This is a genomic window from Rugosimonospora acidiphila (assembly GCF_039543385.1).
GTDB lineage: Bacteria > Actinomycetota > Actinomycetes > Mycobacteriales > Micromonosporaceae > Rugosimonospora > Rugosimonospora acidiphila.
This window is the reverse complement of sequence record NZ_BAABJQ010000023.1, coordinates 62,049-73,847: the sequence shown is the minus strand read 5'-3', so window position 1 is coordinate 73,847 and position 11,799 is coordinate 62,049. Positions and strand designations below refer to the sequence as shown.

Here is an 11,799-nt window from a genome sequence, read left to right as displayed (position 1 = left end):
GTGAACGGCTTGCTCGCCGTACCCGCGGAATAGGCTTCACGTGTGTCTGATGAGCGCGAGCCAGCCGAAGCGACGCCGAAACGCCAGTCCGAGGCCGTGAACGGGCCTGCGCGCCCGACGGCGAGCGCCGGTCAACCCGATGCCGGAGACGTGGGCCTGCGCCGGGCGCTGCGCCGGGCGACGGACGGCCGCAGCCTCGACGTGGACGAGGCGGCCATCCTGCTGAGCGCCCGAGGGGAGGCCCTGGATCGGCTCCTCGCGCACGCCTCCGCGGTCCGCGACGCCGGGCTCGCCGAGGCCGGCCGGCCGGGCGTCGTCACCTTCTCCAAGAAGGTCTTCATCCCGCTCACCCGGCTGTGCCGCGACCGGTGCCACTACTGCACCTTCGTGACCGTGCCGCACCGCCTGACCGCGCCCTATCTGGAGCGCGACGAGGTGCTGGCGATCGCTGCGGCCGGCGCCGCGCAGGGCTGCAAGGAGGCCCTGTTCACTCTCGGGGACCGTCCCGAACAGCGCTGGCCGGTGGCCCGGGAGTGGCTGAACGAGCGCGGCTATGAATCCACTGTGGACTACCTGCGCGCCTGCGCCATCGCCGTGCTGGAGGAGACCGGCCTGCTGCCGCATCTCAACCCCGGCGTGCTGTCGTGGGCGGAATTGCAACGGCTCAAGCCGGTCGCGCCGAGCATGGGCATGATGCTGGAGACCACGGCCACCAGGCTGTGGTCCGAGCCGGGCGGCCCGCATTTCGGCTCCCCTGACAAAGAGCCGGCCGTGCGGCTGCGGGCGCTGGAGGATGCCGGCCGGGTCGGGGTGCCCTTCACCACCGGCGTGCTCATCGGCATCGGCGAGAACCTCACCGAGCGGGCCGAGTCGCTGTTCGCGATCCGCCGGGTGGCCCGCGAGTACGGGCACATCCAGGAAGTCATCGTGCAGAATTTCCGGGCCAAGCCGGATACCGCCATGCGCGCGATGCCTGACGCGGACCTCGCGGATCTGGCCGCCACGATCGCGGTGGCCCGCCTGGTGCTCGGGCCGAAGGCGCGGATCCAGGCCCCGCCGAACCTGATCGACGACGAGTACGCGTTGCTTCTGCGGGCCGGGATCGACGACTGGGGCGGGGTGTCGCCGGTGACCCCGGACCACGTGAACCCGGAACGGCCCTGGCCGCAGATCGACGAGCTGGCGCGGCGCAGCGCGGCCGCCGGCTTCGAGCTGCGCGAGCGGCTGACCATCTACCCCGAGTACGTGCGACGGGGCGAACCGTGGCTCGACCCGAGGCTCGCCGGCCACGTGGGCGCGCTGGCCGATCCGGCATCCGGGCTGGCCGACGAGTCCGCCCGTCCGGTTGGGCGCCCGTGGCAGGAGCCGGACGAGGCGCCGGGCGGACGGATCAACCTCCACGCCGAGGTCGACACGACCGGCCGCACCAGCGACCGCCGGTCCGACTTCGACGCCGTGTACGGCGACTGGTCGCAGGTCGCCGAGCACGCGGCGCTGACCGCGCTGGGCACCGCCGGGGCCGACGCGGACGCGCCGGACCCCGTGCCGGCCGGCCACCCGGGGCCGCGGCCCGGCGGGGCGCTCGGCGCCGGCCCGGCCGGACGGCTCGACTCGACCGTGCTGGCGGGGCTCCGGCTGGCCGCCTCGGATCCGGCGTCGCTGCTGCGGCCCGAGCACGAGGCCGAGGCCCTGGCGCTGCTGCACAGCGACGGGTCGGCCCTGGACGAGCTCGCCGGCATCGCGGACGACCTGCGCCGCGACGCGGTGGGCGACGACGTGACGTACGTCGTCAACCGGAACATCAACTTCACCAACGTCTGCTACGTGGGCTGCCGGTTCTGCGCGTTCGCCCAGCGCGAGCGGGACGCCGACGCGTACCGGCTCTCCGTCGAGCAGGTCGCCGACCGGGCCGAGGAGGCCTGGCGGGACGGCGCGACCGAGGTGTGCATGCAGGGCGGCATCGATCCCAAGCTGCCCGCTACGGCGTACGCGGACCTGGTGCGGGCGGTGAAGGCCCGGGTGCCCGGCATGCACGTGCACGCCTTCTCGCCGATGGAGATCGTCACGGGTGCGGCCAAGGCGGGCGTGTCGGTACGGGAGTGGCTGGCCGGGCTGCGGGAGGCCGGGCTGGACACCATCCCCGGTACCGCCGCGGAGATCCTCGATGACGACGTGCGCTGGGTGCTGACCAAGGGCAAGCTGCCGGCGGCCACCTGGATCGAGGTGGTCAGCACGGCGCACGAGTTGGGCATCCGCTCGTCCGCCACGATGATGTACGGGCACGTCGACCACCCGCGGCACTGGCTCGGCCACTTCCGGGTGCTGGCCGACATCCAGGACCGCACCGGCGGCTTCACCGAGTTCGTCGCGCTGCCCTTCGTGCACACCAATGCGCCGATCTATCTGGCCGGGATCGCCCGGGCGGGCGCCTCCTGGCGGGAGAGCCGGGCGGTGCACGCGATGGCGAGGGTCCTGCTGCACGGCCGGATCGCCAACGTGCAGTGCTCCTGGGTGAAGCTCGGCGACGAGGGCACGGTGGCGATGCTGCGCGGCGGCGCGAACGATCTTGGCGGCACGTTGATGGAGGAGACCATCTCGCGGATGGCCGGCTCCGAGCACGGCTCCGCCCGTACGGTCGCTCAGCTGTCCGCGATCGCGACGGTGGCCGGGCGCCCGGCCCGCCAGCGCACCACCACGTACGCCCTTGCCTGAGCGCGCCACGGCGGGCATGGGTGGGCGGCGGGGGCCGATCGCGGTCGGCCGCTGCGGCGATTCGTCGCGACTCGCCGACCGAGCGTTACCTTGCGGTCGCCTGGATCGATAGGGAAGCGGTGGCGGCGGGTTCGAAAGACCTCCGAACGGCCTCATCTATCAGGTTCCGCTTGACGACGCACGTATTACACGCGTGTAATTTCAACGGGGTTGTTCGAGTGGGGCATGGCGAATCGCCATTGATCGAACTAATGGAAGGATTGCCTTCCGCGTGGGGGGTTGCATCGGCGCCGCGGCCGGTGCGAAAGAAGGAGGCACGCTGATGGACGGCCGAGTGGAAGCGGTCGACCTCTTGGGGAACGCGCCGGAATGGCAGGAGCGGGCACTGTGCTCGCAGACCGATCCGGAGGCGTTCTTCCCGGAGAAGGGGGGCTCTACCCGGGAAGCGAAGCGGATCTGCTCCCGGTGCGAGGTCAAGTCCGAATGCCTTGAGTACGCGCTCGGTCACGATGAGCGGTTTGGTATTTGGGGTGGGCTCTCGGAGCGGGAGCGACGGAAGCTGAAGCGCCGGGCGGCGTAGCGGGCGAGGGTGCCCGCCCCGCCACCACGGGGAGATCCGGAAGCCGGCCGAGGGGGGCCGGGTTCGGGATCTAGCCCAGGTCTTCGGGGTCGACGCCCAGTAGGTTCGCCACCTGCTCGATGATCACATCGTGCACCAGGTCGGCGAGGTCTTCGTGGTCGATCGCCCGGAACTCCAGGGGCCGGCGGTAGAGCACGATCCGTGGTGGGACGTTCATCCTGCCCGGGCCGCCCGGTAGCAACCGCGCCAGCGGCACCTCGCCGTCCTCCAGGACGTCCGAGTCGTACACGTTGAGGTCCGGTGGTACCTCTTCGACCGCGAACTCCACGCCCGCCAGTTCCTTGCCGAACTGCCGCTCCAAGGTCTCCACGGCGTCCAGAACCAGGTCGTCGAACAGCTCGGCCTTGGTCCGGGACAGCGGCACGCTGGCCGGCACCAGCCGGCCGCGCAGGCCCCGTCCGTGCCGATCGCGCCGGGGCCGGCGGCCGGGCCCACCAAAGCGGCTACCACGAGGTCCGGGACTGGTCACGCCGCCAGAGTAGCCCTCTCCGGCGAGGCTGGCGGGCGCCGGTGCGCGGATGGTTCGGCGTGTCGCGAGGGCAACGGGAGGGTAAGGGACGCCGGGGGAGATACCGTGCCGCAGTGAGGTCTCCACGGCGTTGTTCCCGTAACGGCTGCCCAAAACCGGCCGTCGCCACGCTGACCTATGTGTACGCCGACTCCACCGCTGTCGTCGGCCCGCTTGCCGCCTTCGCCGAGCCGCACACCTACGACCTGTGCGAACAGCATGCCCGCAGTCTGACCGCGCCGCGCGGATGGGATCTCGTACGCCATGACGGGGAGTTCGAGCCACCCCCGCCCAGCAGCGACGACCTGGTAGCGCTGGCCGAGGCCGTCCGTGAGGCCGGCCGGCCGTCGCGTCGGGAGGAGGTGCCCCCGGCCTCGGACAACCAGGTCGGGCGGCGCGGCCACCTGAGGGTGATCCCGCCCGCACAGTGACCTGCGGCACGGTGCCGCGGTCGGGGGTCGGGGGTCGGTACCCAGGATCGGCATGCCCAAGATCAGGCTGCCCAAGATCGGCATCTCCAAGATCCGCGAGCCGTGACGGGCCCGGCGGCCTGGCGTGGCGCCTTCCTAGATCATCTGCCACGCCCGGGTCAGCACCTCGCGGAGGATCTGCTCCATCTCGGCGAAGTGCGTCTCGTCGCAGATGAGCGGCGGAGCGAGCTGCACCACTGGGTCGCCGCGATCGTCGGCCCGGCAGTAGAGGCCGGCGTCGAACAGTGCCCTGGACAGGAACCCGCGCAGCAGTCGCTCGGACTCCGCCTCGTCGAAGGTCTGCCTGGTCGCCTTGTCCTTGACCAGCTCGATGCCGTAGAAGTACCCGTCGCCGCGCACGTCGCCGACGATTGGCAGGTCGGTGAGCCGCTCCAGGTAGGACCGGAACGTCGCCGAGTTGGCCCGCACGTGGCCGGTCAGGTCCTCCCTGGCGAAGATGTCCAGGTTGGCCAGCGCGACCGCGGAGGCGACCGGGTGGCCGCCGAAGGTCACCCCGTGCGCGAACCAGTTCTTGCCGGTCAGGAACGGCTCCGCCAGCCGGTCGCTGGCGATCATCGCGCCCAGCGGCACGTACCCGCTGGTGATGCCCTTCGCGCAGGTGATGATGTCGGGCTGGTACCCGTACCGCAGCGAGCCGAAGTACTCGCCGAGCCGGCCGAACGCGCAGATCACCTCGTCCGACACCAGCAGCACGTCGTACCTGTCGCAGATCTCCCGTACCCGCTGGAAGTACCCGGGCGGCGGCGGGAAGCAGCCGCCGGAGTTCTGCACCGGCTCCAGGAACACGCAGGCCACGGTGTCCGGGCCCTCGAACTCGAGCGCCTCGGCGATCCGGTCGGCGGCCCACGCGCCGAACTCCTCCGGGGTGTCCCCGGCGCCGGGCGGCCGGCGGTAATAGTTGGTGTTGGGCACCCGAACGGTCGACGGGACCAGCGGTTCGAAGTCCCGCTTGATGGCGGGCAGCCCGGTGATGGACAGCGCGCCCATCGAACTGCCGTGATAGGCGACGTGCCGGGAGAGCGCCTTGTACTTGCCCGGCCTGCCGGTGCGCTTGAAGTAGGACCGGGCCAGCTTCCAGGCCGACTCGACCGCCTCCGAGCCCCCGGTCGTGAAGAACACCCGGTTGAGATCGCCGGGCGTGAGCGCGGCCAGGCGCTCGGCGAGCTCGACGGCCTTCGGGTGCGCGTACGACCAGAGGGGGAAGAAGGCCAGTTCGGCCGCCTGCTTGGCGGCGGCGTCGGCGAGTTCCTGCCGGCCGTGCCCGGCCTGCACGACGAACAGTCCGGCGAGCCCGTCGAGGTACCGCTTGCCATCGCTGTCATAGATATAGGCACCGTCGCCGCGAACGATCATCGGCACCGGGGTCTCGGCATAGCTGGAGAGGCGGGTGAAGTGCATCCAGAGGCGGTCGCGGGCGGATTCGGAGAGGTCGCTCATCGGGTACCCCATGCGTAGGTCTGTTTGGCGAGCTTCAGGTAGACAAACGTCTCCGTGCTGGTCACCCCCGTGATCGTCCGGATCTGGTCGTTCAGCAGCCGGAGCAGGTGCTCGTCGTCGGTGCACACCAACTCGGCGAGCAGGTCGTAGTGGCCGGCGCAGATCACCACGTAGTCCACCTCCGGGACGGCGGCCAGGTCGGCGGCCACCTTGTGCAGGTCGCCCGTCACCTTGAGGCCGATCATCACCTGGCGGGTGAAGCCCAGGGTGAGCGGATCGGTCACCGCGACGATCTGCATGACCTCGCTGTCGAGCATCCGCTGCACCCGTTGCCGCACCGCGGCCTCCGACAGGCCGACCACCTTGGCCAGCGCCGCGTAGGACATCCGGCCGTCTTGTTGGAGTTGATCGATGATCCGTTTGTTTACGTCGTCGAGTAGGGCAGGTGTGGGGGCAGGCTCGGTCACGTCAGGATTCTTGCCCAGATCCCCCTCATAGGCAATTGATTCCATTGAATCGAGCGCGGTACGACACTGATTCCGAATATGTATCTGTATCGATGACTGGCGTGGTGGTCCCGTTCCCCGCGTGCGGACCGGGGGCCCGACGACGCGTACGGGGGAGCGCGTCATCGGGCCCGGTCCACCGCCCCTCAGGCTGGCGCGGTCGCCGAGGCCGGCGCCGCCGGCTCGGCCTTGCTGACCAGTCGGTCGGGGCCGACCATGGTGCCGCCCTTGAAGTAGGCGGCGTTGAACAGGTTCCAAACGATCATGATCGGGACGCCGAGGACCATGGCGCCGATGCCCAGCCAGAACTTGCCACCCACGCCCAGCCACTGGACGTCGCCGTCGTCGGTGGACGGCGTCCAGAACTGGTACGCGCTGTAGAAGAACGAGGCGAACAGTACGACGCCGCCGACCACCGGCAGGATGCCCTTGAGCCACAGGCTCCGGGCGTTGGTCGTCAGTTCTCTGCGGAAATACCACGCCGAGGCGAAGCCGGTCAGCCCGTAGTAGAAGGCGATCTGCAGGCCCAGCGCGAGAATCATGTCGTTGAGCAGGCCACCGTCCTTGACGTAGACCATCACCGCGTAGAAGGCGATGGACAGCAGACCCATCGCCCAGGTCGACACGGTGGGAGTCTGGAACCTGCGGTGCACGTCGCCGAACACCTTGGGCAGGGCCTTGTACGCCGCCATGGACAGCGTGGTCCGGGCGGTCGGCAGGATGGTGGTCTGCGCGGAGGCCGCCGACGAGGACAGGATCGCCAGCACCAGCAGCTTGAAGCCGAAGGTGCCCAATGCCGCCTGCCCGATGCCGGACAGCGCGTCGGTGCCGGCCGCGTCGCTGGTCAACCCGATCCCGGTGGAGCCGACCCCGGCGTACGACTGCGCGGCGACGGTCACCAGCACGTAGGTGACGAGCAGGACCACCGTCGAGATGACGGCGGCCCGGCCGGGAGTGATGTGGGAGTGGGTGGTCTCCTCGTTCGCGGCCACGGCCGAGTCCCAACCCCAGTAGATGAAGACGGCGGCGAGGAAGCCGGCCGACAGGGTGCTGAAGCTCATCCCGCCCCCGAACGGGTTGAACCACGACAGCGACGGGTGGATCGCCAGCGTGCCGGCGTGCCCGGAGTACACCTTGGCCAGCGCGGTCACCGCGAAGATGGCCAGGATCAGCAGCTCGAGGCTGAGCAGGACCACCTGGGTGCGGGCGGACAGCTCGATGCCGATCCAGGCGATCAGCGTCATCAGCAGGATCCACAGGCATCCGGCGAGGGTCGTCCAGCCGGTGCTGTCGGCCAGCCCGTACGCGCCGAACAGCTGGAACGTATAGCTACCGGCGATTTCGGCGAGGTTGGCCATCACGATGATGTCGGCGATGACGATGACCCAGCCGGTGATCCAGCCGGTGCGCCGGCCGAACGCCCGGGCCACCCACGTGAAGCTGGTGCCGCAGTCCGGGTCCACGTTGTTGAGCGCCTTGTAGGCGTAGGAGATGAACAGCATCGGGACGAAGGCGATGAGCATGGCGACGGGCGCCTTGGTGCCGACCTCACCGACGACGCTGCCGAGGGCCGAGGTGAGGCTGTAGGCGGGCGCGGTGGACGCGATCGCGATGACGATGCTGGAGATGAGACCGATCGCGCCGAGCTTGAGGCCCTTGCGGGCCAACGAGGGGTCGTGTTCCGCAGGGGGTGCTGGGGGTGCGGTCGTGGTCATGGGTGCCATCCTCGGGGTGATGAGCGATGGATAGCGGATCAATGACGCGACGGATCGTTGCTGCGTTTATCGCAGGTTTCTGCGGCCTTGACAAGGGTTTCCGTCGCAGTAACCTGGCGGGAACACTGTTTCAGTCAGATTGCCCCTGACGAACCACGCAGCTACGTGGTTGGATGCGGCGTTTGTCGCCATCTGCCGGGAGGCCATGGAACCGATGCGCGTTCTCCTTCTTGGCGCCGGTGGCGTCGGCTCCGCCGCGGTCGCCATCGCCGCCCGCCGCGACTTCTTCGAACAGGTGGTGGTCGCCGACTACGACCCCGGGCGAGCCGCGCGTGCCGCAGCGGTCGGGGACGCCCGGTTCTCCGCGGTGGGTCTGGACGCCTCCACCCCGGGCGCGGTGGCCGCCGCGTGTCGCGAGCACCGCGTCACGCACGTGCTCAACGCCGTCGACCCGCGCTTCGTCATGCCGATCTTCGAGGGTGCGTTCGCCGCCGGCGCGCACTATCTGGACCTGGCGATGTCGCTGTCCCGGCCGCACCCCACCGAGCCGTACCGGCGGGTCGGCGTGAAGTTGGGCGACGAGCAGTTCGCGGCGGCCGACCGCTGGGTGGGTGCGAACCGACTGGCGCTGGTCGGCATCGGCGTCGAGCCCGGGCTGTCCGACGTCTTCGCCCGGTACGCCGCGGACCGGCTGTTCGGCCGGATCGACGAGATCGGGGTGCGGGACGGCGCGAACCTGGTCGTGGACGGGTACGACTTCGCCCCGTCCTTCTCCATCTGGACCACGATCGAGGAGTGCCTCAACCCGCCGGTGATCTACGAACACGACCGCGGCTGGTACACCACCGAGCCGTTCTCGGAGCCGGAGGTGTTCGAGTTTCCGGACGGGATAGGCCGCGTCGAGTGCGTGAACGTCGAGCACGAGGAGGTGGTGCTCATTCCGCGCTGGGTCAACAGCGGCCGGGTCACCTTCAAGTACGGCCTCGGCAGGGAGTTCATCGACGTGCTCAGGACGCTGCACAAGCTGGGGCTGGACGGCACCCGCCCGGTGCGGGCGGGCGGCGTGGAGGTGGCTCCGCGGGACGTGGTGGCGGCCTGCCTGCCCGACCCGGCGACACTGGGCGACCGGATGTACGGCAAGACCTGCGCGGGTACCTGGGTGCGCGGTGCCGGAAAAGACGGGGCCGCCCGCGAGTCGTATCTCTACCACGTCGTGGACAACGCCTGGTCGATGCGGGAGTACGGGCACCAGGCGGTGGTCTGGCAGACCGCGGTCAACCCGGTCATCGCCCTGGAACTGCTCGCCGAGGGCGCCTGGCGGGGCTCCGGCGTGCTCGGTCCGGAGGCGTTCGATCCACAGCCGTTCCTGGACAAGCTTGTGGAGTACGGCACCCCCTGGGGTATCACTAATAGATGACGATCGCGATGTACGGACCGGACCTCACGTTCCTCGGCGTCCGGCGGTGCGACCTCGACAATCTCCCGGATGCCGATGCCGTCATCCTCGGTGCGCCGTTCGACGGCGGCACCTCACACCGCCCCGGAACCCGCTTCGGCCCGATGGCCATGCGGCAGGCGTGCTACCTGCCGCAGGACGGCTCCCGGCCGTCGCTCGCGCTGCGCGTCGACGGCCTGCGCGACCTGAGAGTGTTCGACGCCGGTGACGTCGAGATGTTCGGCGGCGACGTCGAGCGCTCGCTGTCCAGCCTGGAGCGCGCCGTGCACACGGTCGCGGCCAGCGGCGCCATCCCGGTGGTGCTGGGCGGGGACCACAGCATCGCGCTGCCGGACGTGACGGGGGTGTCCCGGGCGCACGAGTCGGTATCCGTGGTGCATTTCGACGCGCACGCCGACACCGGCGAGATCGAGTTCGGCTCGCTGTACGGGCACGGGCAGCCGATGCGCCGGTTGATCGAGTCGGGGGCGGTACGGGGGGACCGGTTCCTGCAGATCGGGCTGCGCGGGTACTGGCCCGGTCCGTCCATTTTGGACTGGATGGCGCAGCACGGCATGCGCTCATACGAAATGAGCGAGATCGTGGCGAGGGGGCTGGACGAATGCCTGTCCGAAGCGTTCGCCATCGCGACCGACGGCTGCGACGCGGTGTTCCTGTCGGTGGACGTGGACGTGGTCGATCCCGGGATGGCGCCGGGCACCGGGACGCCCGAGCCGGGCGGGCTGACCGCGCGGCAACTGCTGGACGCCGTGCGCCGGTGCTGCCTCGAGTTGCCCGTCGCGGGATTGGACGTGGTCGAGGTGTCGCCGCCGTACGACCACGCCGAGATCACCGCCTACCTGGGCAACCGGGTGGTCCTGGAGGCGCTGTCGGCGATCGCGCGCCGCCGGCGCGGCGATCCGTGGGACCCCCGGCAGCCCCTGCTCGCCGGGCGCTGACCGGTCGCGCCGGACGGCCCGCCGCCGGTGCCCACCGGCGGGAAGGCGGCCGGCATCCCCGGCCGGCGTCTCGGGTCGGCGTCTGGGGCCCTCGTCTCGGGCCCTCGTCTCGGGCCAGCGTCTCGGGTCGCCGTGTCAGGACGCCGCGAAGGCCGCCTGGAGGATGTCCAGGCCACGGTCGATGGTCTCGGGCGGGCTGACCAGCGGCGGCAGGAAGCGCAGCACGTTGCCGTACGTGCCGCAGGTCAGCGTGAGTAACCCGGCGTCGTGGCAGGCCCGGGACACCGCCGCCGTCCGGGCGGGGTCGGGATCCAGGCAGGCCGGGTGCACCAGCTCCACCGCCAGCATGGCGCCCCTGCCCCGCGCCTGCCCGACCGGGAACTCCCGCAGCCGGGGCAGCATCCGGGCCTCGATGGCCCGCGCCGCCGACGCCAGGTCCAGCTCGCGCATCGTCTCGATGGCGGCCAGGGCGGCGGCGCAGGCGATCGGGTTCCCGCCGTACGTGCCGCCCAGCCCGCCGGGGTGCACCGCGTCCATGATCTCCGCGCGGCCGGTGACGCCGGCCAGCGGCAATCCGCCGGCGATGCCCTTGCCCGTGGTCACCAGGTCCGGTTCGAGGCCCTCGTGGCTCGCGGCGAACCACGAGCCGGTGCGGCAGAAGCCGGTCTGGATCTCGTCGGCGATGAACACCGCCCCGTTGTCCCGGGCCCACGCCGACAGGGCGGGCAGGAAGCCCGGCGCCGGAACAATGAAGCCACCCTCGCCCTGGATCGGTTCGATCAGCACAGCCGCCACGTTGGCGCCGCCGACCTGTGCGTCGATGACGTCGATGGCCCGGGCCGCGGCCTCGGCGCCGGAGCGCCCGTCGCGCAGCGGATAGGACAGGGGTGCCCGGTACACCTCCGGCGCGAAGGGACCGAACCGGTGCTTGTACGGCATGTTCTTCGCGGTCAGCGCCATGGTGAGGTTGGTCCGGCCGTGGTACGCGTGGTCGAACACCACTATCGCGGGCCGGCCGGTGTAGTGGCGCGCGATCTTCACCGCGTTCTCGACCGCCTCGGCGCCGGAGTTGAACAGCGCCGAGCGCTTGTCGAAGGTACCGGGGGTCAGCGAGTTCAGCAGCTCGCACACCGCCACGTACGACTCGTACGGCGCCACCATGAAGCAGGTGTGGGTGAAGCGCTCCGCCTGATCCCGAACGGCGGCCACCACCCGGGGCGCACAGTTGCCGACGCTGGTGACCGCGATCCCGGACGCGAAGTCGATCCACTCGCGACCGTCCACATCGGTCAGCGTGCCGCCCGCCGCGCTGTCCACATAGGAAGAGATGACCGAGCTGATCCCGCGCGCGACCGCGGCGGTGCGGCGCTTGTGCACGTCCGACGATGACATGGCA

At 70.5% G+C, this 11,799-nt stretch carries 10 protein-coding genes; 5 read left to right on the top strand and 5 right to left on the bottom strand.

Annotation, left to right across the window (positions count from 1 at the left end; genetic code table 11):
• Nucleotides 1-96: 96 nt before the first annotated feature.
• Both ABEA87_RS30520 and ABEA87_RS30515 read left to right on the top strand, forming a co-directional pair.
• Nucleotides 97-2,712, top strand: coding sequence for a bifunctional FO biosynthesis protein CofGH (locus ABEA87_RS30520; protein WP_425570984.1), 2,616 nt, complete (start codon nt 97-99; stop codon nt 2,710-2,712).
• 322 nt (nt 2,713-3,034) lie between these two features.
• Nucleotides 3,035-3,292, top strand: coding sequence for a WhiB family transcriptional regulator (locus ABEA87_RS30515; RefSeq protein ID WP_345635479.1), 258 nt, complete (start codon nt 3,035-3,037; stop codon nt 3,290-3,292).
• Between the two features lie 70 nt (nt 3,293-3,362).
• Here ABEA87_RS30515 and ABEA87_RS30510 read toward each other — a convergent pair whose 3' ends face one another.
• Nucleotides 3,363-3,728, bottom strand: coding sequence for a metallopeptidase family protein (locus ABEA87_RS30510; RefSeq protein ID WP_345635583.1), 366 nt, complete (start codon nt 3,726-3,728; stop codon nt 3,363-3,365).
• 206 nt (nt 3,729-3,934) lie between these two features.
• On the opposite strand from ABEA87_RS30510, the gene ABEA87_RS30505 reads away from it, so the two are divergent.
• Nucleotides 3,935-4,291, top strand: coding sequence for a DUF3499 domain-containing protein (locus tag ABEA87_RS30505; RefSeq protein ID WP_345635478.1), 357 nt, complete (start codon nt 3,935-3,937; stop codon nt 4,289-4,291).
• A gap of 135 nt (nt 4,292-4,426) precedes the next feature.
• On the opposite strand, the gene ABEA87_RS30500 is transcribed toward ABEA87_RS30505, so the two are convergent.
• The 3 genes from ABEA87_RS30500 to ABEA87_RS30490 all read right to left on the bottom strand — a co-directional run bounded on the left by ABEA87_RS30500 (nt 4,427) and on the right by ABEA87_RS30490 (nt 8,009).
• Nucleotides 4,427-5,788, bottom strand: coding sequence for an aspartate aminotransferase family protein (locus tag ABEA87_RS30500; RefSeq protein ID WP_345635476.1), 1,362 nt, complete (start codon nt 5,786-5,788; stop codon nt 4,427-4,429).
• Complete coding sequence (locus ABEA87_RS30495; RefSeq protein ID WP_425570980.1) at nt 5,785-6,300, bottom strand: Lrp/AsnC family transcriptional regulator; 516 nt, start codon at nt 6,298-6,300, stop codon at nt 5,785-5,787. Before ABEA87_RS30495 ends, ABEA87_RS30500 begins: the two co-directional genes overlap by 4 nt.
• 140 nt (nt 6,301-6,440) lie before the next feature.
• Nucleotides 6,441-8,009 (bottom strand): APC family permease, encoded by a 1,569-nt coding sequence (locus ABEA87_RS30490; protein WP_345635472.1) that lies wholly within the window; start codon nt 8,007-8,009, stop codon nt 6,441-6,443.
• 214 nt (nt 8,010-8,223) lie between these two features.
• Between ABEA87_RS30490 and ABEA87_RS30485 the strand changes: the two genes are divergently transcribed.
• On the top strand, nt 8,224-9,426 hold the full coding sequence (locus tag ABEA87_RS30485) for a saccharopine dehydrogenase family protein (protein WP_345635470.1): 1,203 nt from the start codon (nt 8,224-8,226) through the stop codon (nt 9,424-9,426).
• Complete coding sequence (speB, locus tag ABEA87_RS30480; protein ID WP_345635469.1) at nt 9,423-10,403, top strand: agmatinase; 981 nt, start codon at nt 9,423-9,425, stop codon at nt 10,401-10,403. The genes ABEA87_RS30485 and speB overlap by 4 nt, the downstream gene beginning before the upstream one ends.
• Before the next feature lie 135 nt (nt 10,404-10,538).
• Here speB and gabT read toward each other — a convergent pair whose 3' ends face one another.
• Nucleotides 10,539-11,795, bottom strand: coding sequence for a 4-aminobutyrate--2-oxoglutarate transaminase (gene gabT / locus ABEA87_RS30475; protein WP_345635467.1), 1,257 nt, complete (start codon nt 11,793-11,795; stop codon nt 10,539-10,541).
• Between the last annotated feature and the right edge of the window lie 4 nt (nt 11,796-11,799).

Excerpts from the sequence above, each read along its gene's own strand:
- ABEA87_RS30515 (WP_345635479.1), top strand. The coding sequence starts at position 3,035 with ATGGACGGCCGAGTGGAAGCGGTCGACCTCTTGGGGAACGCGCCGGAA.
- ABEA87_RS30500 (WP_345635476.1), bottom strand. The coding sequence starts at position 5,788 with ATGAGCGACCTCTCCGAATCCGCCCGCGACCGCCTCTGGATGCACTTC.
- ABEA87_RS30495 (WP_425570980.1), bottom strand. The coding sequence starts at position 6,300 with ATGGAATCAATTGCCTATGAGGGGGATCTGGGCAAGAATCCTGACGTG.
- ABEA87_RS30490 (WP_345635472.1), bottom strand. The coding sequence starts at position 8,009 with ATGACCACGACCGCACCCCCAGCACCCCCTGCGGAACACGACCCCTCG.
- ABEA87_RS30485 (WP_345635470.1), top strand. The coding sequence starts at position 8,224 with ATGCGCGTTCTCCTTCTTGGCGCCGGTGGCGTCGGCTCCGCCGCGGTC.
- speB (WP_345635469.1), top strand. The coding sequence starts at position 9,423 with ATGACGATCGCGATGTACGGACCGGACCTCACGTTCCTCGGCGTCCGG.
- gabT (WP_345635467.1), bottom strand. The coding sequence starts at position 11,795 with ATGTCATCGTCGGACGTGCACAAGCGCCGCACCGCCGCGGTCGCGCGC.